The organism is Roseateles sp. P1_C1_2 (assembly GCF_056406535.1).
In genome coordinates this window covers 75,963-96,747 of record NZ_JBFUAB010000029.1, presented here as the reverse complement: position 1 = coordinate 96,747, position 20,785 = coordinate 75,963, and the positions used below count along the sequence as shown (strand labels likewise).

The following is a 20,785-nucleotide window of genomic DNA, read 5'->3' as shown; positions in this document are numbered from 1 at the left end:
GGCTCCTGTTCAGTGGACGTCCTTCAGCCTTCATTTCAAATCAACGCGAGACAGCCAGGGCAGGCGGTAGGACTATGCCCCCGTGGGGATTCGTGCGCGACCCCCGCATCGCGTGAAAATGCCGCCATGTCCACCATCGCCCCCGCCGCCAGGCCGCCCTCGCGGCTCGCGCTCTATCTGCAGCTGATCCGCTGGGACCGCCCCGCCGGCTGGCTGCTGCTGCTGTGGCCGACGCTGTCGGCGCTGTGGATCGCTGCGGACGGCTGGCCGGGCTGGCATCTGCTGGCCGTGTTCACGCTGGGCACGGTGCTGATGCGCTCGGCCGGCTGCTGCGTCAACGATGTGGCCGACCGCGACTTCGACCGCCACGTGCAGCGCACGGCCGGCCGCCCCGTGACGACGGGCGCGGTGTCGGTGAAGGCAGCTTTGATCCTCGGCGCCGTGCTGTCGCTCGTGTCCTTCGGCCTGGTGCTGACCACCAACCCGCCAGCCATCCTGCTGAGCTTCGCGGCCCTGGCCGTGGCCATTGCCTACCCCTTTGCCAAGCGCGTGCTGGCCATGCCCCAGGCGGTGCTGGGCGTCGCCTTCTCCTTCGGCATCCCGATGGCCTTTGCCGCGGCCCTGGGCGGTATGGAGTGGAACCTGCACGCGGTGCCGCTGTCGGCCTGGGCCCTGCTCATCGCCAACCTTTTCTGGGTGCTGGCCTATGACACCGAGTACGCCATGGTGGATCGCGACGACGACCTGAAGATCGGCCTGCGCTCCTCGGCCATCGCGCTGGGCCGCTGGGATGTGCCCGGCATCATGATCTTCTACGCCGCCTACCTCGCGATGTGGGCCGGCCTGGGCCTGCGCCTGGGCCTGGGTCGCTGGTTCCTGCTCGGCGTCGCGGTGGCCGCGGCCCAGGCGGCCTGGCACTACACGCTGATCCGCCGGCGCAGCCGCGCGGGCTGCTTCACCGCCTTCCGCTCCAACCACTGGCTGGGCTTCGCGGTCTTTGCCGGCACCGTCGTGGATCTGGCCCTGCGCTGATCATGGACACCCGGCGCCGCCTCCTGACCCTCGGCGCCGCCGCGCTGGCACCGGGCTGGGCGCGCGCTGAAGCCCCCGCGTCCGCACCGGCCGGCGGCACGCTGGTGCTGGTCAACGCCGTCTACCCGCCGCTGGTGAACCCCCAGGGCCATGCCAGCGGCGAAGGCATCGACATCGAGATCGCCCGCGAGGCCTTGAAGCGCGGTGGCCATGCCGGCGCCATCGAGATCCAGTGGGTGCCCTGGAAGCGCGCTCTCTTCATGCTGGAGCGCGGCACGGCGGACTTCACGACGACGGTGAACTACAGCACCGAGCGTGACCGCTTCCTGCGCTGGAGCGTCAGCTACCGGGCCGGCAAGAACTATCACTTCTACACGCGCAGCGGCTCGGGCCTGAAGCTGGAACGGCTGCAGGACCTGCGCGGCCTGAGGCTGGCGGTCAGTGCGGGTTACATCTATCCGAAAGCGGTGCTCGAGCAGGTGGACGGCCACGTGGAGTACGCGCGCGACGTCAGCACCGCAGTACAACTGGTGGAGCGCGAACGCGCCGACGTCGTCATCGTGACGGCGCTGGTGGGCTTGTGGGAGGTGCACCATCTCGGCCTCGTCAGCCGGCTGGACCGCCAGCCGCTGCAGCACTTCAACCCGGAGCCCACCTTCATGGGCTTCTCCAAGAACAGCCCGCGCAGCATGGCCGCGCTCGCTGCCATGGACATGGGGCTGGCGAGCATGCAGCGTGACGGAAGCATCACGCGCATCGAGAAGCGCTACGTGCGCTAGGCCGCCTGGGCTGCCTAGGCCCTAGACTGCCGGCCCGAAGCGGCCAAGACCGCTTGCGTTCATTCAGGGAGTTTGTTCATGTCCTATCCGTTCCGCGGCGCCGCCGCGTTGGCCGTCCTTTTGCTGCTGGCAGCCTGCGGCGGCGGTGGCGGGCAGGCGGGCACGCCCCTCCTCGGGCCGGCAACCGGCTCGGGCGCTCCGAGTTCGTCGGGCCCTTCAGGTTCGTCGGGCAGCGCCCCCGGCAGCAGCGGCAACGCCTCCCCCGATCCCGCCGGTCCCTCGGCCAGCTTCGCCCAGCAATGCGCGGCCAACAACACGCTGGCGGCCGGCAGTCTGCGCACGTCGACGCTGGAGACCGAGAAGAAATGGCTGCGCGCCTACTTCGACGAGGCCTACCTCTGGCGCGACCAGGTTCCGCAGGTGAATCCTGCGCAGCCGGCCTACAGCGGCGCCGATGCCCATGCGGCCATGGACGCCTACTTCGAGGCACTGAAGACGACCCAGACCACCGACACCGGCCAGCCGCGCGACCGGTTCAGCTTCACCTATCCGACCGCCCAATGGACGGCGCTGGCCCAGAACGCCATCGAGGCCGGCTATGGCATCGAGTGGAAGCTGACCAACCCGCGGCCGCCGCGGCAGATCCAGATCGCCTATGTCGAACCCGGCAGCCCCGCCGCTCGCGCGGGCCTGAAGCGCGGCGACCAGCTCGTCAGCGTGGACAGCGTCAGCGCCGACGTGGGCGACGCATTCGGTGTCGACGCGCTGAACGCCGCCCTCTTTCCCGACTTTGCCGATGCGCAGCACGACTTCGTCTTCACGCGTGGCGGTACCACCCTCAGGCAAGGCCTGACCAGCGCGACCCTCACCAAGACGCCGGTGCCCATCACCCGCGTCGTGACCACGCCGCTGGGCACGCGTGCCGGCTATCTGCTGTTCAACGACCACATCGCGCCCGCTGAAGGCCAGCTGATCACGGCGATGCAGGGCTTCCAGGCCCAGGGCCTGCGCGAGCTGGTGCTGGACCTGCGCTACAACGGCGGCGGCTATCTCTACATCGCCAGCGAGCTGGCGACCATGATCGCCGGCACCACGCGCACCGCCGGCCAGGCCTTCGAGACGCTGAAGTTCAGCGCCAGGCGCAGCAGCGAGAACGAGGCCACACCCTTCTTCAACACCTCCTGCATCCTCGTCGGCAACCGCTGCACCCAGGAGCAGCCGCTGCCGGCGCTGAACCTGACGCGCATCTATGTGCTGGCCCAGTCGGGCACCTGCTCGGCCAGCGAGGCCGTCATCAACGGTCTGCGCGGCGTGGGCGTGGAGGTCGTGCTGGTCGGCGGCAAGACCTGCGGCAAGCCCTATGGCTTCACGGCCAGGGACAACTGCGGCATCAGCTATTTCCCCATCGAGTTCGCCGGCGTCAATGCGCAGGGCTTCGGCGACTATGCCGACGGCTTCGAGCCCACCGCCAGCGGCACGGCCGGCACGCGCTTCGTCAAGGGCTGCCAGGTGGCCGATGACACGCTGCACGCGCTGGGTGACACGTCCGAGGCCATGCTGTCCGCGGCCCTGCGCCACATCGATACCGGCGTCTGCCCGGCATCGACCAGCGCGCGGGCCCAGAGCGCAGTCCGCGGCGACGGCGCACCGATGACGCTGCAACGCCACCCGGCGCGCAGCAACCGCTTGTTGGTGGCACGTTAGGCCGCCTGCAGGAAACGGGCTCTTATGGCATCCATCCAGCCCAGCAGGGCCAGCGTCTCTTCGTGCGGCATGCGTGGGCTCTCCAGCAGGCCGGCACGGATGCAGCTCTGAGCCTCGGCAATCTCGCCCTCGAAGCCGTTGATGACGAAGGGGGCGTGGACGCGCTCCGGCCGCGACGGGTGCGCGTCGAGTTCCACCACTTCGGCAGACGAGAAACCCCGCGGAAAGCGCAGCGCCGCCCGGCTGCCCAGCACCTCGAAGGCATTCGCCGACGCGGCGTCGAAGCCGCAGCGGAACTGCGACGTGACGCCGCCAGGGAAGTGCAGCGTCACGTTGACGGCCGCGTCGACGCCGGTCGGCGCCAGCTTGGCGTGCACGTCCATGGCTTCGGGCTCGGGGCAGACACCCCCATTCATCTGCTGCAGCACCCAGCGCGTCACGGCGAGGTTGTAGATGCCGATATCCCACAGGGCGCCACCGGCCAGCGCCGGGTTCCACAGCCGATGCCGAGGGTCGTAGTCGGCCGCGAAGCAGAAGCTCGATTGCATGGCACGCAGCTCGCCGATGGCACCCTCGCGCAGCCAGCGGCCGGCGATGTCATAGGCGGGCAGGAAACGCGTGCACAGCGCCTCCATCAGGAAGACGCCCTGCCGGCGCGCGAGGTCCACCAGGGCCTGACCCTCGGCGCGCGTCGTCACCAGCGGCTTTTCGCACAGCACGGCCTTGCCGGCCTGCAGCGCGGCACGGATGTATTCGCCATGGTGGGCATGGGGTGTGGCGATGTAGACGGCATCGACAGACGCGTCGGCCAGCAGCTCGGGCAGCGCCGTTGTCACGCGCGCCGGCGCCTCGCCTTCGCGCTGCCATTGCGCGGCGTAGGCCCGGCCCTTGACTGCGTCGCGTGCGAACACGGCGGCGAGGCGAGCGCCGGGCACGGCGGCCAAGGCGGCGGCAAAGTGGTTGGCGATGCCGCCGGGGCCGATCACGGCCCAGCGGAAGACGTCGTCGTCGCCAGCCATCGCCGAGGGCTTCAAGCCTGGTTGACGCCGCCGGGGAAGCGGGCACGGATGGCGTCCATCCAGCCCAGCAGGCCCAGCGTCTCGGCGTGCGGCATGCGCGGGCTCTCGACCAGGCCCTGGCGGATGCAGGCCTGGGCCTCGGCGATCTCGCCCTCGAAGCCGTTGATGACGAAGGGCGCCTCGACGCGCTCGGCCGGTGCCTTGCGCGTGACGAGCTCGACGGCCTCGGCCTGCCAGAAGTCCAGCGGGAAGCGCAGACCGGCCTTGGAGCCCAGGGCCTCGAAGGCATTCACCGAGGCGGCGTCGAAGCCGCAGCGGAACTGCGAGGTCACGCCGCCGGGGAAGTGCAGCGTCACGTTGACGGCCGCGTCCACGCCGGTCGGTGCCAGCTTGGCGTGCACGTCGATGGACTCCGGCTCGGGGCAGACGCCACTGTTCATCTGCTGCAGCACCCAGCGCGTCACGGCCAGGTTGTAGATGCCGATGTCCCACAGCGAGCCGCCGGCCAGCGCCGGGTTCCACTGGCGGTGCAGGGGGTCGTAGTTGGCCGCGAAGCAGAAGCTCGATTGCATCGCGCGCAGCTCGCCGATGGCGCCGTCGCGCAGCCAGCGGCCGGCCAGGTCATAGGCGGGCAGGAAACGCGTCCATAGCGCCTCCATCAGGAACACGCCGCGGGCGCGGGCCAGGTCGATCAGGCTCTGGCCTTCGGCACGCGTCGTCACGAGCGGCTTCTCGCACAGCACGGCCTTGCCCGCTTCCAGCGCGGCGCGGATGTATTCGCCATGGTTGGAGTGGGGCGTGGCGATGTAGACGGCGTCAATGGACGGGTCGGCCAGCAGGTCTGGCAGCGCTGTCGTCACGCGCGCGGGCGCCTCGCCTTCACGCTGCCACTGCGTCGCATAGGCCTCGCCCTTGGTCGCGTCGCGGGCGAACACGGCGGCGAGGCGGGCACCGGGCACGGCCGCGAGGGCGCCGGCAAAGCGGTTGGCGATGCCGCCGGGGCCGATCACGCCCCAGCGGAAGATGTCGTTGTCATGGGCCATGGCTGAGGGCTTTCACGAGGTCGGATTGCGTGAGGATGCCGACGAGCCTTGCCTGCTCGCCGACGATGGGAATGTGGTGATGGCCGGTGGCCGAGAACAGCGGCACCAGTTCGGCGATGGCGCGCTCGGCGCTGGCCACGCGCACCTGGCGGCTCATGATCTGGCCCACCACCTCGGGCTTGGTGGAATGCGTGGCGGGCGACGGCTTCAGCAGCGTCTGCAGCCGGCCGGCCAGGCCCTCGCGCTGCTGGCCTTCGGCCGCGCGCATGAAGTCGGCCCGCGTGACGATGCCGACGATGCGCTGCACGCGGTCCACCACCGGCAGGGCCTTGATGCGGTGCTGCTGCAGCAAGGCCCAGGCCTCGGCCAGCGACGTGCCGAACTCGACCGTGACGACGGGGCTGGACATGATGTCGGCGCAGCGCAGGCCACCCAGGCGGTTGCGATAGCTCAGCAGCTCGGCCTCGTGCAGCAGGTCGGCGAGGTCGTCGCGCGGCACGTCCAGCACCTGGTTGTAGCGGGCCAGCACGGCGTCCAGCTCGGCATCGCCAAAGCGCGGCGGCGCGACGCTGGCGCCGGTGGCGGGCGGTGGCGCCGTGACATGCTGGGCATGCGGGTAGCGGCGGCCGGTGAGGGTGTTGTAGACCATGCCGGCCAGCACCAGCAGCAGCGAGTTCAAAGCCACCGGCACGAAGGCGAACTGCCAGTCGTGGGTGGCCGTCAGCACCATCAGCAGGCTGGCCGCGCCGCCGGGCGGATGCAGGCAGCGCAGCAAGAACATCGCGGCGATGGCCAGCGCCACGGCGACGGCCGCCACCCCCAGCGGCGGCAACGGCAGCCAGAGCATGCAGGCGATGCCGACCAGGGCCGACAGCGTGTTGCCGCCAAACACGGCCCAGGGCTGGGCCAGCGGGCTGGCCGGCACGCCGAAGACGAGCACGGCGCTGGCACCCAGCGGCGCGACCAGCCAGGGCAGGCCGGGCGCCATGGCCAGGTGGCTCAACAAGCCGGCCAGCAGCAGGCCGAGGCCAGCCCCGAGCACGACGCGCAGGCGCTCGCGCGCATTGACGGCTTGCGGCGCGGGCCGCAGCGCGTTCAGCAGGGCGAGGACACGGTCAGGCAAAGAGGCGACAGCGGACATGGGCGGCGGGGCTGAATAGCCAAGGCCGCCGATTGTGTCCGCCGCCGGCGCTCGCGCCGGTTCAATCAGGTTTCAGATAACTCGTCAGGCCTTGGCGAGCAGGCCGGTCATCTTCACCTTCAGCACCAGGGCCTGGGCGCGGCGCTCCTTGGTCGCGGCGCGCTGGTAGGCGGCTTCGGCCTTTTCGCGCAGAGCCACGGCTCGCTCCAGGGCTTCCTGGTAGCGCTCGACCGTGTAGGTGTTCTCGGTGCCGATGTAGACGCTGCGCGCCAGCGGCGTCTCGCCGAAGCGGGGCAGGGTCACAGCGAAGCTGCAATCACGGACACGGCTGCCGGCGCGCTGGCGCACGATGGGGCCGGAGATGCCCGAGGGCAGGTCGCTCTGCTTCTTGCGGCTGGGCGTGCGGCGCAGGCGCGAAGGCGCCGGCAGCGTCGCGATGCGCTTGAGCAGCTCCTTGGTGGCCATGGCCAGCGCCCGCCGCGCACCGCTGCCGTCCTGGCTGTGGTCGGAGAACAGCTTGGTGCCGCCGTAGCGCAGCTGCCAGCCATGGGTCGACAAATGGTCGATTCTTTGAATGCATTGCGGCACGACAAAGTGCTCGCCGCTGAAGATCACCACATCACGCGTATTCATCACTGCCCCCAGTGTCATCAGCCCACCTGTTGCGTCATTGCGCGGTGGGTCTACTAACGCCCCTCTGATACGGACTGAGTTTATGGGGGTTTATGGGCGCGGTGCGAATTTATGACGCCATGAAAACAGTTTCATCAAAAGCGCGTCAGCTCAATGACAGCTAAGCGGCCGTCTGCGCGGTTTCACCTAGGGTGGATCCCCAGGAAAAACGGCGCTGTGGCCAGAAGTGGTTGATCAGCGGCACACCCAGGCTGGCCACGAAGAGCACCACGATGAGGCCATGCGGCCGGAACCACAGGTATTGCCAGCTGAAGGCGCCCACCGCCACCGCGACGGCATAGGCCAGGCGCGCACTGCGGCGCTGCGGCGTCGTCATCGGGTCGGAGATCATGAAGAAGGCGAACAGCAGCACGGCGCCATTGCCGATCTGCTGCAGCCACATCGCCGCGCCCGGGTCCCAGGCATAGCCCAGCCAGACGAGGCGGCCGGCCAGCAGGGCCGCCCAGCTGACCAGGAAGACCAGGCTGACATCCCAGCGCTGCGCCTGGCGCGTGACAACAAGACCCAGCGCAATGAACCACAGCGCCGCCAGCGTCTGCGCACCCCACTGGCCCGGGCTCAGCCAGGCGCCGGGCAGCCAGGCCCAGGCGGCGAAGGCCGCCAGGTTGGCGGGGTTGAAGACATGGCTGCGCACCTCGCCGCGGCCGGCACGCAGCAGGTATTTGCTGCTCATCGCGACGGCGGCCAGCAGCGGATGGGCCCAGAGGTTCTCGGCACGCACCAGGATGCAGATGCCGAAGGACGAGACCAGGGCACTCAGATAGCCGCCCCAGCGGCGGCGCTGCGGCAGGCCCAGGCCCCATTGCCAGGCGGCCTGGGCCAGCAGGGCGGCGCCAAAGCAGAGCACGACCTGGGCCGGGCCGATGGCGAAGTCGCGCGCCAACGCGCCCAGCGTCAGGAAGCTGGCCAGGAAGGCAATCTGCAGCCAGCGGGCGTCGATGCGCATCAGCGCGTGCCGAAGAGGCGCTGCCACCACGACTTCTCGGCGGCGGGCGCCGGGCTGCTGCTGTAGCGCTGCGCATCGGGCAGGGCGTCGATGCGCGCCAGGCTCCAGCCGGTCAGCTGGGCCAGCGCCAGCTTCTCGCGCTGCAGGCGCTCGGGCAGTTCGCGCTGGTAGTAGTTGCCGGCGGCCTGCAGGCCGGCCTGCTTGGCCGCGGTGCAAACCGACTCGCAGTCGCGCTGCAGCACGGTGGGGTCGCTGGAATCCACGCCGGGCTTGATGCGGCCTGTGCCCTTGTCGCGCAGCCAGCTGGCGACCTTGGGCTTGCACAGCGCCGTGCAGTCCTGGCCGTTGAGGCTGGCGAAGCAGGCGCCCAGCGTGCCCTCATAAGGCTGCTGGACGACCTGACGCACCTGCCAGTTCTGCTGGTCGGAGGTCTGCGTCAGCATCAAGTCCTCGGGGAAGCTGCTGGCCGTGTAGCGCAGATGCAGCCGCGTGACCATGACGGGCGAGCCGCCCCAGCCGCCGCGGCGGTTCATCAGCGCCGCGTCCATCTTGCCGGCCTCCGCACCCGGCGTGACCAGGGCCTTGAAGTTCTGCACCGGATCGCCGCCGCCGACCCAGAAGGCGCCAAGCTTGCGCTGCTCCTCCACCGTCAGCGGATCGGCCGCGCAGGGGTCGCAGAAACCCATGTTCCAGAAATATTCGGTGAAGACGACGCGGTAGTCCTCGTGACGCGCCTGCTCGCTGAACATGTCCTGGTAGACCTGCTTGAACACCGGCTTGGCGAAGAAGGGGATGTTGACGCCGGTGGGCAGGCGGGCGGTGCGGTAGCTGCTGCTCTCGACGCGGCCCTGGCGTGTCAGCGTGTAGACGATGAGGTCCTGCGGCTTGTCGGGCGGCGCGTTCAGCAGCCCCAGGCGCATGGGCAGCATGAACTTCTCGCTCTCGAAGGCGAACTGCAGCGGGCGCAGCAGGGTGTAGCCGGTCTGGGCCTGGTTCTTCAGGTTGACCTTGGCGACGAAGAACTTCATGCCCTGATTGATATAGGGCTTGAGCGCCGCGCTGGCGCCCTTGGGGATGCGGTAGCCGTTCTCGGTCAGCCAGGTTTCCAGGCCGTCGGACTGCGTGGCCGACAGGCTGACGATGTCGTATTCCTCCAGCGTGTAGGCGGCCTCGACGGTGACGCCGAGAGCGGCGTCGCGGACGGCAGCGGGCATGGCCGACATTGCCATGACGGGCATAGGCTGCATGGGCGGATAGATCTTCTCGCCCCAGCTGAAATGAAACTGGCAGGGATCGGGATCGTGGTACTCCGCCAGCCGTGGCGCCGAGAAGGCATCCAGGTGCTCGACGACGGCCTTGTCCACCACCCTCACCTGGCCCTGCCGGATGACCTGGGGCGTCGGCACGACGAGGGCAAACTCCGTCAGCGCGCCCTTGTAGTCGTTGACCATGGTCAGCACGGTGCGCGGGCCGTCGCGGGCGATGACGACCTGGCTGGCCTCGTTGAACAGCGAGGCGTCGGCCTTGCCGGCGTAGAAGCCGCAGAAGGCCTGGGCGGACAGGCTCAGCAACGCCAGCACGGCGGCGCAGACGAAACGGCGCATGAAGGGCTCCCCGGTGTTGTGCTGGCGACTCTAGCGGCCGCGCCGCCCGGGGCGTTGTCCGGCCAAACCCGGATCGAACAGTTCCATCACCCGCAGCTGGGCGCCGCTGCGGCTGAACACCGAGTTGCGCGACCACAGCATTTGCGGCGACATGGGCTCGCCGGTGGCCGCCAGCCACTGCCGCTCGGCATGGCGGCGCGTATGGCCATGGCGGGACAGGCGGCGTGGCTGCAGCTCGCTGCGGTGGATGCGGTAGTCGTCGTAGAGCAGATGCGCCAGCGGCTTGGTGCCCAGGCCCTTGAGCGCCCGCCAGGGGCCGGTGGTGGCGCGCTGGTGCACGGCAGAGCGCGCCCAGACCAGCGGCTCGCCGTCGACCCGCAGGATGACCTCGCGCACGACGGTCAGGCCGCGCGGCGGCAGGCCCAGGGCCGCACGCTCCGGCGCCCGGAACGGCGCGACGCCCTGGCGCAGCACCTGCACCTCGAAGCGCTTACCCAGGCGGGCCAGGCGGCGGCTCAACGAGCCCGGCGCCCGCAGCCAGTCGCGCAGGCTGTCTCTGGTCGCGATGCCCATTCAGCCGAATTCACGGCCCAGCTCGGCGGCGCGCTTCTGCGCGGCCAACACTGCGCGCCGGATCGYGGCGTCAACGGCATCCGCCTGCATCGATGTGATGGCCGCATGCGTCGTGCCACCCTTGCTCGTCACGCGTTCGCGCAGCGTCGTCGGCGACTCGTCGGAGGCCAGGCCCAGGCCGGCCGCGCCGGCGCAGGTCGCCAGCGCCAGGCGCCGGCCTTGCTCGGCCGTGAGGCCCATGTCGACGGCCGCGGCCATCATGGCCTCGACGAAGAAGAAGAAATAGGCCGGGCCGGAGCCCGACAGCGCGGTCACGGCATCGAGGTCGTCTTCGCGCTCGACCCACAGCGTCTGGCCGGTCGGCTTGAGCAGGCGCTCGACGGTGGCGCGCTCCTCGCCCGATACCGCGGGGCGTGCGAACAGGCCGGCGATGCCCTTGCCGATCAGCGCGGGCGTGTTGGGCATGGAGCGCACGACGCGCTCGCTGCCGGTGGCGGCCACGAGGGACTCCGAGCGGATGCCGGCCATGACCGACAGGTGCAGGGCCCCGCCCAGCCAGGCCTTGATCGGCTCGGCGGCGGCGCCGAAGAGCTGGGGCTTGACGGCCCAGACGATGGTGGCGGCCTGGCCCAGGCCCGCATCCCCCGCGGCCAGCGCCGCGACGCCGAACTCGCCGACCAGCTTCTCGCGCTGCGGCGCATAGGGTTCGACGACGATGAACTGGGCGGGCTTCATGCCGGCTCGCAGCAGCCCGCCGATGATGGCGCTGGCCATATTGCCGCCGCCGATGAAAGCGATCGTTTCTGCACTCATGGAGCGCAAGTCTAAGGGCGGGTTTTTCTGAAGGCTGACGAGAAACAAAGCAGCGACGCGCTAAGGCTATCGTTGCGGCTCATGAGCCTTCCACGCCCCCACCGCCGCCTGCTGCTCCTGTGTGCCCTCGCCCTGGCCGGTTGCGCGGGCGGCCCGCCAGCGCCCAAGCCCTGGGCCGAGACGGCCACGCGCGAGCTGAACCTGTCGCTGAGCAGCTTCGAGCTGCAGGGCCGGCGCGTGACCCTGACGCGCAGCGCCGGTGCAGCGGGGCCACTGCCCGTCGTCATCTATCTGCCGGGCCTCGGCCAGGGCGGCGAGACCGGCCAGCGCTGGGCCGCCACCTGGGCCCAGGCCGGCTATGCGGTGCTGGCCGTGCAGCCGCTGGAGGAGGATGCCGCCGCCTGGCGCTCCAACCTGGCACGCAGCGGTGAATTCCGCGAGCTGGGCCTGCTGCACTATGGCGACGCGATGCGGGCCGACCGCCTGGCGGCGCTGCAGCGCCTCGCCACGGCGCTGCGCGGCCAGGCCACCCTCGGCGTGGCCCTGGACTGGCAGCGCACGGCCGTGGCTGGCTATGAGATCGGTGCGCAGACGGCGCTGGACCTCGGCGGCGACGACGCCGGCTGGCGGCCCCAGGCGGTCATCGCGATCAGCCCGCCTGCGATGGACGCGCAGGCCGCCGTGCCGCCGGCCCTGCTGATCACCAGCGACAACGATGGCGACGCCCTCGGCCTGGTCGCCCGCCCGGCCGAGCGGCGCCGCGCCTTCGACACGCTGCGCCCGGGTGCCGGCTGGCTGCTGAACCTGCCCGGCACCTCGCATGCGGCGCTGTCCGGCACGCTGGCGCCCGAGGGCTGGCATGTGCAGGACCAGCACCGCGGGCGCGACGCCCCGGTGACGCAGCGCGGCGGCCAAGGCGGTGGCCAGGGCGGCCAGGCCCCGCACGGGCCGGCCGGCGGTGCGCCGCGCGGGCCGCGCAGCGGCAGCGCCACCGAGGCGGCCCAGGCCGATCTGCACGAAGCGATGCGGCTCAGCGCCGCCTTCCTGGATGCCCGCCTGCGCGGCGCGGCCATGCCGACGAGTGCGCTGCTGACGCCCCGCTGAGCCCGCGGGCGGCCTGCCTACACTCCCGCCGCAAAACCGGGAGAACCTGCATGGACGCGACGACGGCCGACCTCGATGAGCTGCTGCTGGTCGACGAGGCACTCAAGGCGCTGAACGGGCGCATCTGGCTGCTGTTCGGGCTGACGATTGCGGCCATGGTGGGCTTTGTCGGGCAGGTTGCCGCGCTGGCCGTCGTCGGCTGGATGGGCAGCTGGCTGATCGGCACCCACGTCATCAGCCGCGCGGCGCCGCTGCTGGGCACCTCGCCCCTCGTCAAATACCCGCTCTTCCTGAGCTGCGCCCTGCCCTTTGTGAGCCTGGTGGCGCCCATCTATCTGCTGCTGGCCGCGCGCGGCACGCGCGCCAGCCTGGAGGTCCAAATCCGCCAGGCCCAGCTGCGCGAGCGCCGTGCGGGACCGGCAGCGCCTGCCCCGGCCGACGCACCCGCCCCGACCCGGGCGCCGGTCCAGCAGGCCCTGCCGGTCTTGCGCGGCGTGGCCAACGGCAACTGGGCCGAGGGTGAGGAAGTGCGCATGCAGATCGTCCCTGGCCAGCTGCCGCCCGACATCCCCAACGACCCCGGCATGCTGCCGCCGACGCGGGCTTCGGCCGGCGTCTTCGTCGTGGGCTACCACGTTGACGCCGGCTCGCACTGGGTGTCGGTCGGCCGCGACGAGATGCGCGCGGCGGGCATGAACCTGAACGTGCTGCACCGCCAAGCCCTGTCCAACCTGATGACGCTGGTCAAGGGCCAGCCGGGCCTGCGCCTCGTGGAGCACCCGCCCTACTACGGCCTGTTGCTGGACGGCGACCACGAGGCCTGCCTGGTGCTGCTGGACGGCCTGTGGGACCACCTGTTCGCCGACAAGACACCCAACGGCGCCGTCGTCTCCATCCCGTCGCGCGACGTGCTGGCCTTCTGCGACGCGAACTCGGCCGCGGGCATCGCCGCACTGYGCGAGGCCAGCCGGCGCATCGGGCCCGATGCCAAGGGGGCCATCACCCAGCAGCTGCTGCGCCGGCGCGACGGGCGCTGGACCGTCCTGGAATGAGCGCCCTCTAGTCTTCCAGCCCCAGGAAGCCGCCGCTCTGGTGCGCCCAGAGCCGCGCATAGATGCCGCCCGCCGCCAGCAGCTCGGCGTGCGTGCCCTGCTCGACGATGCGGCCGGCGTCCATGACGACGAGGCGGTCCAGCGCCGCGATGGTGGAGAGCCGGTGCGCGATGGCGACGACGGTCTTGCCTTCCATCAGCGTGTACAGGCTTTGCTGGATGGCCGCTTCGACCTCGCTGTCCAGCGCGCTGGTGGCTTCGTCCAGCAGCAGGATGGGCGCGTCCTTCAGCATGACGCGGGCGATGGCGATGCGCTGGCGCTGGCCGCCCGACAGCTTGACGCCACGCTCGCCGACGAAGGCCTCGAAGCCGGTGCGGCCCTTGGGGTCGGACAGCGTCGCGATGAACTCGTCGGCATGCGCGCGCACGGCGGCGCGCTGCATGTCGTCCGCGCTCGCGTCGGGGCGGCCGTAGAGGATGTTCTCGGACACGGAGCGGTGCAGCAGCGAGGTGTCCTGCGTGACCATGCCGATGTGGCGGCGCAGCGAGTCCTGCGTGACGCTGGCGATGTCCTGGCCATCGATGGTGATGCGGCCGCCATCGGCGGGCAGGTCGTACAGGCGCAGCATCAGGTTCACCAGCGTGCTCTTGCCCGCGCCGCTGCGTCCCACCAGGCCAATCTTCTCGCCGGGCTTGATGGTCAGGTTCAGCTCGTCGACGACGACCTTGCCGTTGGGGTAGGCGAAGCGCATGTTCTCGAAGCGCACTTCCCCGCGCGGCACGGTCAGCTCCGTCGCGCCGGCCGCATCGGCAATCGTCTGCGGCTTGGACAGCGTGGCCAGGCCGTCCTGCACGGTGCCGATGTGCTCGAACAGCGAGGCCATCTCCCACATCACCCAGTGCGAGATGCCGTTCAGGCGCATGCCCATCGCGGTGGCCGCCGCGACGGCGCCGACCCCGATGGCCGACACGCCCCACAGCCACAGCGACAACATCGCCGTGCTGCCGACGAGCAGCGCCGACAGCAGCGTGTTGACGACCTCGAAACCGGTGACCAGGCGCATCTGGCCATAGGCCGTCAGCATGAAGTCCTGCATCGCCGACTTGGCATAGCTGGCCTCGCGGCGGCCGTGGGCGAACAGCTTGACGGTGGCGATGTTGGTGTAGGCGTCGGTGATGCGGCCCGTCATCAGGCTGCGCGCGTCGGCCTGGGCCTGGGCGATCTTGCCCAGGCGCGGCACGAAGTAGCGCAGCGCCAGCAGATAGAGAGCCAGCCAGCCGGCGAAGGGGGCGATCAGCCAGGCGTTGAAGCTCGCCACGATGGCGACCAGCGTGCCGAAGTAGACGGCCACGTAGACGAGGATGTCGACGACGATGAGCCAGGTGTCGCGCACGGCCAGGGCCGTCTGCATGACCTTGGTGGCGATGCGGCCGGCGAACTCGTCGCCGAAAAAGGCGAGGCTCTGCGACAGCATGCGGCGGTGGAAGATCCAGCGCAGCCGCATCGGGAAGTTGCCGAACACGCCCTGGTACTTCAGCAGCGCCTGGGCCGAGGCGAGCACGATGCTGACCGCGAGCACGCCCAGCAGCATCAGCACGACGGGCTGGGGCTTGGCCCACAGCTCGGCCGGCTTGATGGTGGACAGCCAGTCCACCAGCGAGGCCATCAGGCTGAACAGCAGCGCCTCGGCCGCCGCGATGCCGGCCGTGAACAGCGTGACGGCGAACAGATGCCGGCGCACGCCATCGGCGCAGCGCCACAGGAAGGCGAAGAAGCGTGTCGGCGGGGCGGTGCCGGCAGTCTCGGGATAAGGGTCGACGAGGCGCTCGAAGCGAGCCACCAGCGGTTGGAACAGCGAAGCCATCCCGCTAGTTTCGCCTGACAACGCTGCCAAGGCGTGGCAACAGCCTCGCGCTTACTGGCTGGCTGCGGAGGCCGGCGAAGGCGGCGGAACCGGCACGACGACACCGGGCGACAGCGAGATCTCGTCGACCAGCGTGACGCCGGTGACGAAGTAGCGCGTCTCGCCGAAACAGGAGCCCGGCAGGCCGACCTTCTCCTCGTAGTGCAGGTTGACGCGCCGGCCCATGACCTTGTTGATGGCCAGGGCCGTGGCTTCGTCGTGCACGGTGAAGTAGAACTTCTCGACGCTGGCCGTGCCCGGCAGCGACACCAGCGCCTGCTCGCCCTCCCAGGTCTTGCAGACCCAGCCCTTGCGCGAGAACTTCTGCACCCAGCCGGCGCGCTCGCCGTCGGAGTAGCTCCAGTGCCAGGCAAAGGCGAACCAGGCCGCGACGAGCAGCAGCAGGGCGACGAAGAACAGGGAGAGCTTCAAGCGCATGGCGGTGTCAGGGAAGCCGGGGCGCGGCGATTGTGCGTCAGGCAGAGGTCGCTCAAAGCATGCCCATCAGCATCATGGCCAGGCCGACGATGCTGACCGCCCAGACGCCGGTGCGCGCGAAGGGGATGCCCATCACATAGATCGGCACATAGACGAGACGGGCCCACAGGAAGACCTGGGCGCCGAGCAGCACGCGTTCGTTGGTCGCCCCCGCGACCTGGGCAACCAGGGCGAGCGCCGCGAAGAACACCAGGTTCTCCAGGCTGTTGGCCGCCGCGCGCTGCAGGCGACAGGCCAGCGGCGTCGCCTCGGGCAGGTTGTCGCGGTTGCCAAAGGCCAGCATCAGCCCTTTGGGCGTCCAGGCCTGGGCGCGGACCAGGCTTGCCGCGAGCACGGTCAGCCAGGTGAGCAGGGTCATGCAGACGACGAGGGACAGCAGCTTGGGCATGGGATCTCCTCCGAAGTGGCGGCGTCAACTCGACGCGCGGCGCATCATCCGCCCGGTTGGCCGAAACGCGCCTGCGAGCGAACCCGCGCCTTCTCGGCTTCGACCTCACGATTCTTGGGCTCGGCCGTCGTCACCAGCGACGCAATCAGCGCCCGCGCCTCATCCGCAATCGCCGCGACGGCATGGTCGAAGGCGGCCGCATTGGCCTGCGACGGCACATTGAAGCCGCTGAGCTTGCGCACGAACTGCAGCGCCGCGTCGCGGATCTCGACCTCGGTGGCCGGGGGCTCGAAGTTGAAGAGGGTACGGATGTTGCGGCACATGGCGTGGCGAGGAAGCGGTGGGCGATCCATCCTAACGATGCACCCGCGCGACTGCCGCTATCGTGTTGGCATGAAGCGCACCCTGGCCTCACTCCTCCTCGTGTCGACCTCGATGGCCTGGGCCTCGGGCGCCTCCGATGACAGCCTGGAGGCGCTGGCGCGCGAAGCCCTGCCGGGCTGGGCGCCAGGCCAGTTCCATGCGATCACCGTGACGGACAGCGACTCGCGCCCGGTGCGCATCGCGGTGACGCCGCGCCTCGTGCTCCAGCTGGATGATCGGCACCGCAGCCTTGTCGTCAGCGGCGTGCCCAACAACGGCACGAAGACCGAATCGGCCGGGCATGCCGCCGCGGGCAACCTGGGCCTCTACGGCTTCACGCGCCGGGGCGAACGCTGGGTCAGGACCAGCGCCCAGGATTCGGTGGCCTGGACCGGGTTCTCGGGCGAGGTGGGCGCGCTGCGTGCGGTCAAGCTCGGACCGGGCCAGGCCGGTCTGGCCGTCGAGAACGGCAGCTGCTGGCAAGGGGTCTGCGGCGAATGGCTGGGGCTCTACGCCGTCACGCCCCAAGGGGCGCGATCGGTCCTGCAGCTGATGATCCGCTCCGACTCGACGATCGCAACCGAGGAATGCCGGGACTGGCTGGCGGGTCGGCTGCGGGCCCTGTCCGAACGCTATGACGCGGAGTTCTGCTACCGGGTCGCCGGCCGCTGGCATCTCGCGACGCCCACGAGGCGGAAAACGGCCGATGTCGTGGTGCGCTTCAGCGGCCGCGAGGCCGCGGTGGCCGCCCGCACCGGCAAGCCGGCGGTCAGGCTCGTCGACGAAACCCTGGTCCTGCGCCGCCGCGGCTCGGGCTACGAGGTGCTGAGCGGGCGCAACCCGACGCACGACATCTAGACGGCCTCGGGATGCCGCTCACGCCAGGCGCGCAGCTTCTGGCGGTAGTCGTCCATCGCGAGGTCGTGCAGGTCGAAGATGCAGGGATCGCAGCCGTTGCCGCAGCAGGCATCGAAATCGGGCTCCGGCGGCGGCTCGGGCCTGGGGTCCGCGTTGGGCACGGGGGGCGGTGTCATCGGCAGCATCGCCAGCCATTGTGCGGGTGAGCAGAATGCCCCCATGCAGTTCACCACCCTGCCCGAATCCGATCACCCGTTCGTGATGCTTCGCCCGATAGCGGCGGCCGACCTCCCGGTCTGGCTCGGCTATCTGTCCCTGCCCCTCGTCCACGAGCACACGAGCTGGCGGCCGCAGGCGGTGGCCGAGCTGGCGCATCACGCCCAGCCCGCCCACACGCCGGCTTCCGTGTTGCGCCTGGCCATCGCGGACCGCGCCACGGGGCAGATGGTCGGCTCGATGGGCTTTCACACCGTCTCGCCCGAGAACCGCACGGCCGAGCTGGCCTACGACCTCTCGCCCACCGTCTGGGGCCAGGGCATTGCCAGCCACATGGCCCGCACGATGGTCGACTGGGCGCATGGCCATGTCGGCGTTCTGCGCGTGCAGGCGACGGCGCTGGTTTCCAACGCGCGTTCCATGAGGGTGCTGGAGCGCTGCGGCTTCCAGCGCGAGGGCCTGCTGCACAGCTACCGCCTGGTCGGGGGCCGGCCCGGCGACTTCTGGATGTTTGCCCATGTCGTGCCGCCCGGTGCGGCCGTGGCGTGATACCGGGCTGCACTTATGTTTTCCTGATGCCCGCGAGCCGAGGATCACGCCACCCCATTCAGAAGGAGAGCCCCGTGCTCATCGTCACCACCGAGAACCTCGCCGGCCACCGCGTCACCGAGGTCAAGGGCCAGGTCTTCGGCGTCGTCGTGCGCAGCCGCGGCCTGGCCGGCAACATCCTGGCCGGGCTGAGGTCCATCATCGGCGGCGAGATCACGGAATACACCCAGCTGCTGGAAGAGGCGCGCCGCCATGCCATCGACCGCATGGTCAAGAACGCCAGCCTGATGGGCGGCAATGCCGTGGTCATGATGCGCTTCGACTCGTCGGAGATGGGCCAGACCATGAGCGAGATCGTGGCCTACGGCACGGCCGTGGTGGTCGAGAAGCTGCCGGGCTGAGGCCATGCTGCGCAAGCTGCTCTTCGTCGTGGCCCTGGCCATCGGCCTGATCGGCGCGGGCGCCCGCCTGGCCGGGTACCGCGACGCGGCGCCCTTTGCCATCTGGGGCTGCTTCATCGCCGCGGCCGTGCTGGTGGAGCGCTGGCGTTATCGGTCACGCAACGCGAAGGAAAGTGGTGACTGGCAGAAGACCGAGGAGCGCTTTGTCGATCCGGAGTCTGGACAGACGGTCCAGGTCTTGTACAACCCACGCACCGGCGAGCGCCGCTACGAACCCGACCCGCATGCCTGAGCGTTCCAGCTATGCCATCAAGACCGAGATCGCCGACCCGCGGGCCGGCGGCTGGGCCTTTGCCGCGCAGAAGACCATGTACGACGGCAAACGCATCGCCGTGGGCGACGTGATCTACCTCTTCGCCAGCGAGAACGAGGGCGGCACCGGCCTGGTGGCGCGCGGCGTCGTCACGTCGGCTGAGGACACGCCACGGTTGCCGGACGTGGAGAGGCAGACGCCGCGCGTCAGCATCACCGTCAAGCGCACGGCCTCGGCGCAGCGCCGCCTCGGCCGCGCCGAACTCAAGCCCTTTGCCAACTGGGATGACGGCCGGCCCGAGACGGAGCTCAACTTCAAGTTCTACCGGCAGGCGACGAACAAGATCGTCGGCCTCAGTGACGAGACGGCTGCCTTCCTGGACGGCTATTTCTGACGTTCGCGCAGGCGCTGCACCCGCGCCTCCAGCATGGCCAGCTCACGCTCGCATTCCTCGTCCTTGATGGCCTCGATGCGGTCGCGGATGCCGCGCAACTCTTGCAGGGGTTGAGATGCCGCCTGCACTTCGGCCGGCTGGCGCTCGGCCATTTCGATCAACAGCTTGGTGATGACGCCGAGTTGGTCGCCATAGGTGGCGACATCGAAGGCGCGGGCCTCGATGCGCGCATTGCCGGCCTGCGGTTTGATGCCCGCAAAGAACCAGTCCAGCCGCGGCTCGATGTCCTGCATCACGTCGCCGCTGAAGGGCAGGCGCAACTGGGGCGCCCAGAGCCAGAACCATGGAAACATCYTGTCCTCCCAAGCGCCCTGACAGCGAGCGCCTGGCGGCATCGTGGCTCACACCCGGGAAGCCAGCAAGTTAACCCTGCGGCGTCAGAGCCTCGTCCACCCCGCCACCTTGGCATTGAAGAACCCGCTCTGCTCATAGGCCCGCCGCACCAGCCCCTGCTGGCGCAGCCAGCCCAGGCCGGCGTTGAGCTGGTCGCGCAGCCGCGGCCCCAGCGCGTGGGTGGCGGACACGAGGAAATGCCGCGTGCCCTTCATGCTGACCYTCAACCCCGGGATGGGCACCAGGCGCACGCCGTCCACCAGCAGGGACAGGTCGGGCGTGGGCTGGAAGGGCGCCAGCAGCACATCTGCACGCCCCTGCTGCAGCATGCGCGGCATCAGGTTCCAGCTGGCCACATGCTGCAGGTTGGCGATGCCCAGCTGCTCCAGCGTCAGCCAGTCCACGCGCCAGGTGTTGTTGCTGAGCACGCGCAGCTGCTGCACATCACGCAGCTGGCGGGCTGCCAGCGCCTGCGCATTGCCGGGCGTGGTGTAGAGCCCGGCCTCGAACTCGCCTTCCAGCAGCAGTGGTTCGCTGAACAACAGGCCGTCAGGTTGGGGGAAGTCTTCGCGCCAGTAGGTGGTGGCGCTGCAGGCGGCATGGCCGATGCGCAACTCCGTCTGCAGCCGCTGGCTGGTGGGCATGGGAGACATGCTCAGGCGCAGCTTGCGGTCCTGCCGGGCCAGGGCCTGGTGGATGAGCACCACTTCGACGACGTCGCGCCGCGACAGCGGACCGCCGTAGTCGGTGACGGCCACCGGGTCGCGGCCGGCGAGGAAGGCCTGGTAGTCCCGCAGCACATCGTCGGGGATCAGGGCCGGCAGCAGCGGCTCGGCCGCCGCCCAGGCGGGCAGCAGGGCACCGGCCGTCAGACCCAGCAGGCCGCGGCGCCCGAGCCGGGCTTCGTCAAACAAGCAATTGGCGGGGACGGACAGGGCACTCAACGACGGGCCTCTTCTCTCGGGGCGGGTGTGCCGCCGAGGATAAGCCCGCCCTGAGCACCGGC

General features: G+C 70.0%; 25 protein-coding genes. 10 read left to right on the top strand and 15 right to left on the bottom strand.

The features are described from left to right. The first annotated feature begins 126 nt into the window (after positions 1-126). The 3 genes from ubiA (at position 127) to AC1D2H_RS25775 (ending at position 3,515) form a co-directional block, all read left to right on the top strand. A complete protein-coding gene (ubiA, locus tag AC1D2H_RS25785; RefSeq protein WP_477936568.1) occupies positions 127-1,032 on the top strand; it encodes a 4-hydroxybenzoate octaprenyltransferase in 906 nt (301 codons plus the stop codon). 2 nt (positions 1,033-1,034) lie between these two features. Further along, complete coding sequence (locus tag AC1D2H_RS25780) at positions 1,035-1,811, top strand: substrate-binding periplasmic protein (RefSeq protein WP_478012874.1); 777 nt, start codon at positions 1,035-1,037, stop codon at positions 1,809-1,811. 78 nt (positions 1,812-1,889) lie between these two features. Next, positions 1,890-3,515: a S41 family peptidase gene (locus AC1D2H_RS25775; protein WP_478012873.1), complete on the top strand. Its 1,626-nt coding sequence runs from the start codon at positions 1,890-1,892 to the stop codon at positions 3,513-3,515. On the opposite strand, the gene AC1D2H_RS25770 is transcribed toward AC1D2H_RS25775, so the two are convergent. The 8 genes from AC1D2H_RS25770 to proC all read right to left on the bottom strand — a co-directional run bounded on the left by AC1D2H_RS25770 (position 3,512) and on the right by proC (position 11,347). Further along, entirely contained in the window at positions 3,512-4,534 is a 1,023-nt protein-coding gene (locus AC1D2H_RS25770) for a Gfo/Idh/MocA family protein (protein ID WP_478012872.1), read from the bottom strand. The two genes, AC1D2H_RS25775 and AC1D2H_RS25770, sit on opposite strands and share 4 nt — an antisense overlap. An 11-nt stretch (positions 4,535-4,545) precedes the next feature. Further along, positions 4,546-5,577, bottom strand: coding sequence for a Gfo/Idh/MocA family protein (locus AC1D2H_RS25765; RefSeq protein WP_478012871.1), 1,032 nt, complete (start codon positions 5,575-5,577; stop codon positions 4,546-4,548). After that, positions 5,567-6,718 (bottom strand): HPP family protein, encoded by a 1,152-nt coding sequence (locus tag AC1D2H_RS25760; protein WP_478012870.1) that lies wholly within the window; start codon positions 6,716-6,718, stop codon positions 5,567-5,569. The genes AC1D2H_RS25765 and AC1D2H_RS25760 overlap by 11 nt, the downstream gene beginning before the upstream one ends. Before the next feature lie 84 nt (positions 6,719-6,802). Then, positions 6,803-7,351, bottom strand: coding sequence for a hypothetical protein (locus tag AC1D2H_RS25755; RefSeq protein ID WP_477936556.1), 549 nt, complete (start codon positions 7,349-7,351; stop codon positions 6,803-6,805). 160 nt (positions 7,352-7,511) lie between these two features. After that, positions 7,512-8,384 (bottom strand): RnfABCDGE type electron transport complex subunit D, encoded by an 873-nt coding sequence (locus AC1D2H_RS25750; protein ID WP_478012869.1) that lies wholly within the window; start codon positions 8,382-8,384, stop codon positions 7,512-7,514. Continuing rightward, positions 8,357-9,961 (bottom strand): DUF2330 domain-containing protein, encoded by a 1,605-nt coding sequence (locus tag AC1D2H_RS25745; protein WP_478012868.1) that lies wholly within the window; start codon positions 9,959-9,961, stop codon positions 8,357-8,359. The genes AC1D2H_RS25750 and AC1D2H_RS25745 overlap by 28 nt, the downstream gene beginning before the upstream one ends. Before the next feature lie 30 nt (positions 9,962-9,991). Continuing rightward, on the bottom strand, positions 9,992-10,534 hold the full coding sequence (locus AC1D2H_RS25740; RefSeq protein WP_478012867.1) for a chorismate--pyruvate lyase family protein: 543 nt from the start codon (positions 10,532-10,534) through the stop codon (positions 9,992-9,994). Continuing rightward, positions 10,535-11,347, bottom strand: a complete 813-nt coding sequence (proC, locus tag AC1D2H_RS25735) for a pyrroline-5-carboxylate reductase (RefSeq protein WP_478012866.1) — start codon at positions 11,345-11,347, stop codon at positions 10,535-10,537. 81 nt (positions 11,348-11,428) lie between these two features. Between proC and AC1D2H_RS25730 the strand changes: the two genes are divergently transcribed. Both AC1D2H_RS25730 and AC1D2H_RS25725 read left to right on the top strand, forming a co-directional pair. Continuing rightward, a complete protein-coding gene (locus AC1D2H_RS25730) occupies positions 11,429-12,451 on the top strand; it encodes an alpha/beta hydrolase (protein ID WP_478012865.1) in 1,023 nt (340 codons plus the stop codon). Positions 12,452-12,501: 50 nt separating this feature from the next. Next, the gene (locus tag AC1D2H_RS25725) at positions 12,502-13,503 is read left to right on the top strand and encodes a DUF1444 domain-containing protein (RefSeq protein WP_478012864.1); all 1,002 of its coding nucleotides are present in this window, start codon (positions 12,502-12,504) and stop codon (positions 13,501-13,503) included. Between the two features lie 7 nt (positions 13,504-13,510). Here AC1D2H_RS25725 and AC1D2H_RS25720 read toward each other — a convergent pair whose 3' ends face one another. From AC1D2H_RS25720 to AC1D2H_RS25705, 4 genes are all read right to left on the bottom strand, one after another. Continuing rightward, a complete protein-coding gene (locus AC1D2H_RS25720; RefSeq protein ID WP_478012887.1) occupies positions 13,511-15,346 on the bottom strand; it encodes an ABC transporter ATP-binding protein in 1,836 nt (611 codons plus the stop codon). Positions 15,347-15,418: 72 nt separating this feature from the next. Then, positions 15,419-15,844 (bottom strand): hypothetical protein, encoded by a 426-nt coding sequence (locus AC1D2H_RS25715; RefSeq protein WP_477936459.1) that lies wholly within the window; start codon positions 15,842-15,844, stop codon positions 15,419-15,421. A 52-nt stretch (positions 15,845-15,896) separates the two neighbouring features. Beyond that, positions 15,897-16,292 carry an MAPEG family protein gene (locus AC1D2H_RS25710; protein ID WP_478012863.1) on the bottom strand — a complete coding sequence of 132 codons (396 nt, stop codon included), beginning with the start codon at positions 16,290-16,292 and terminating at the stop codon, positions 15,897-15,899. 44 nt (positions 16,293-16,336) lie between these two features. After that, on the bottom strand, positions 16,337-16,615 hold the full coding sequence (locus AC1D2H_RS25705) for a DUF2277 domain-containing protein (protein WP_477936463.1): 279 nt from the start codon (positions 16,613-16,615) through the stop codon (positions 16,337-16,339). 70 nt (positions 16,616-16,685) lie between these two features. On the opposite strand from AC1D2H_RS25705, the gene AC1D2H_RS25700 reads away from it, so the two are divergent. Further along, positions 16,686-17,513, top strand: a complete 828-nt coding sequence (locus AC1D2H_RS25700; protein ID WP_478012862.1) for a hypothetical protein — start codon at positions 16,686-16,688, stop codon at positions 17,511-17,513. Here the strand turns inward: AC1D2H_RS25700 and AC1D2H_RS25695 are convergent. Next, on the bottom strand, positions 17,510-17,689 hold the full coding sequence (locus tag AC1D2H_RS25695) for an oxidoreductase-like domain-containing protein (RefSeq protein ID WP_477936467.1): 180 nt from the start codon (positions 17,687-17,689) through the stop codon (positions 17,510-17,512). The two genes, AC1D2H_RS25700 and AC1D2H_RS25695, sit on opposite strands and share 4 nt — an antisense overlap. Positions 17,690-17,732: 43 nt before the next feature. Between AC1D2H_RS25695 and AC1D2H_RS25690 the strand changes: the two genes are divergently transcribed. The 4 genes from AC1D2H_RS25690 (at position 17,733) to AC1D2H_RS25675 (ending at position 19,386) form a co-directional block, all read left to right on the top strand. Further along, a complete protein-coding gene (locus AC1D2H_RS25690) occupies positions 17,733-18,278 on the top strand; it encodes a GNAT family N-acetyltransferase (RefSeq protein WP_478012861.1) in 546 nt (181 codons plus the stop codon). Between the two features lie 74 nt (positions 18,279-18,352). Then, positions 18,353-18,679 carry a YbjQ family protein gene (locus tag AC1D2H_RS25685; protein ID WP_478012860.1) on the top strand — a complete coding sequence of 109 codons (327 nt, stop codon included), beginning with the start codon at positions 18,353-18,355 and terminating at the stop codon, positions 18,677-18,679. A 4-nt stretch (positions 18,680-18,683) separates the two neighbouring features. Continuing rightward, positions 18,684-18,971: a hypothetical protein gene (locus AC1D2H_RS25680; RefSeq protein ID WP_478012859.1), complete on the top strand. Its 288-nt coding sequence runs from the start codon at positions 18,684-18,686 to the stop codon at positions 18,969-18,971. Further along, the gene (locus tag AC1D2H_RS25675; protein ID WP_478012858.1) at positions 18,964-19,386 is read left to right on the top strand and encodes a hypothetical protein; all 423 of its coding nucleotides are present in this window, start codon (positions 18,964-18,966) and stop codon (positions 19,384-19,386) included. The genes AC1D2H_RS25680 and AC1D2H_RS25675 overlap by 8 nt, the downstream gene beginning before the upstream one ends. Here the strand turns inward: AC1D2H_RS25675 and AC1D2H_RS25670 are convergent. Together AC1D2H_RS25670 and AC1D2H_RS25665 are read right to left on the bottom strand one after the other, a co-directional pair. Beyond that, complete coding sequence (locus AC1D2H_RS25670; RefSeq protein ID WP_477936477.1) at positions 19,377-19,739, bottom strand: hypothetical protein; 363 nt, start codon at positions 19,737-19,739, stop codon at positions 19,377-19,379. The two genes, AC1D2H_RS25675 and AC1D2H_RS25670, sit on opposite strands and share 10 nt — an antisense overlap. Positions 19,740-19,823: 84 nt before the next feature. Next, a complete protein-coding gene (locus tag AC1D2H_RS25665; RefSeq protein ID WP_478012857.1) occupies positions 19,824-20,723 on the bottom strand; it encodes a hypothetical protein in 900 nt (299 codons plus the stop codon). Positions 20,724-20,785 lie beyond the last annotated feature (62 nt).

What these genes read in the sequence shown, in the direction of transcription:
- AC1D2H_RS25715 (WP_477936459.1), bottom strand. Translation starts at nt 15,844, where the DNA reads ATGCGCTTGAAGCTCTCCCTGTTCTTCGTCGCCCTGCTGCTGCTCGTC.
- AC1D2H_RS25765 (WP_478012871.1), bottom strand. Translation starts at nt 5,577, where the DNA reads ATGGCCCATGACAACGACATCTTCCGCTGGGGCGTGATCGGCCCCGGC.
- AC1D2H_RS25760 (WP_478012870.1), bottom strand. Translation starts at nt 6,718, where the DNA reads ATGTCCGCTGTCGCCTCTTTGCCTGACCGTGTCCTCGCCCTGCTGAAC.
- AC1D2H_RS25680 (WP_478012859.1), top strand. Translation starts at nt 18,684, where the DNA reads ATGCTGCGCAAGCTGCTCTTCGTCGTGGCCCTGGCCATCGGCCTGATC.
- AC1D2H_RS25670 (WP_477936477.1), bottom strand. Translation starts at nt 19,739, where the DNA reads ATGTTTCCATGGTTCTGGCTCTGGGCGCCCCAGTTGCGCCTGCCCTTC.
- AC1D2H_RS25730 (WP_478012865.1), top strand. Translation starts at nt 11,429, where the DNA reads ATGAGCCTTCCACGCCCCCACCGCCGCCTGCTGCTCCTGTGTGCCCTC.
- AC1D2H_RS25695 (WP_477936467.1), bottom strand. Translation starts at nt 17,689, where the DNA reads ATGACACCGCCCCCCGTGCCCAACGCGGACCCCAGGCCCGAGCCGCCG.
- ubiA (WP_477936568.1), top strand. Translation starts at nt 127, where the DNA reads ATGTCCACCATCGCCCCCGCCGCCAGGCCGCCCTCGCGGCTCGCGCTC.
- AC1D2H_RS25675 (WP_478012858.1), top strand. Translation starts at nt 18,964, where the DNA reads ATGCCTGAGCGTTCCAGCTATGCCATCAAGACCGAGATCGCCGACCCG.
- AC1D2H_RS25775 (WP_478012873.1), top strand. Translation starts at nt 1,890, where the DNA reads ATGTCCTATCCGTTCCGCGGCGCCGCCGCGTTGGCCGTCCTTTTGCTG.
- AC1D2H_RS25780 (WP_478012874.1), top strand. Translation starts at nt 1,035, where the DNA reads ATGGACACCCGGCGCCGCCTCCTGACCCTCGGCGCCGCCGCGCTGGCA.
- AC1D2H_RS25740 (WP_478012867.1), bottom strand. Translation starts at nt 10,534, where the DNA reads ATGGGCATCGCGACCAGAGACAGCCTGCGCGACTGGCTGCGGGCGCCG.
- AC1D2H_RS25705 (WP_477936463.1), bottom strand. Translation starts at nt 16,615, where the DNA reads ATGTGCCGCAACATCCGTACCCTCTTCAACTTCGAGCCCCCGGCCACC.
- AC1D2H_RS25700 (WP_478012862.1), top strand. Translation starts at nt 16,686, where the DNA reads ATGAAGCGCACCCTGGCCTCACTCCTCCTCGTGTCGACCTCGATGGCC.
- AC1D2H_RS25690 (WP_478012861.1), top strand. Translation starts at nt 17,733, where the DNA reads ATGCAGTTCACCACCCTGCCCGAATCCGATCACCCGTTCGTGATGCTT.
- AC1D2H_RS25745 (WP_478012868.1), bottom strand. Translation starts at nt 9,961, where the DNA reads ATGCGCCGTTTCGTCTGCGCCGCCGTGCTGGCGTTGCTGAGCCTGTCC.
- AC1D2H_RS25710 (WP_478012863.1), bottom strand. Translation starts at nt 16,292, where the DNA reads ATGCCCAAGCTGCTGTCCCTCGTCGTCTGCATGACCCTGCTCACCTGG.
- AC1D2H_RS25755 (WP_477936556.1), bottom strand. Translation starts at nt 7,351, where the DNA reads ATGAATACGCGTGATGTGGTGATCTTCAGCGGCGAGCACTTTGTCGTG.
- AC1D2H_RS25770 (WP_478012872.1), bottom strand. Translation starts at nt 4,534, where the DNA reads ATGGCTGGCGACGACGACGTCTTCCGCTGGGCCGTGATCGGCCCCGGC.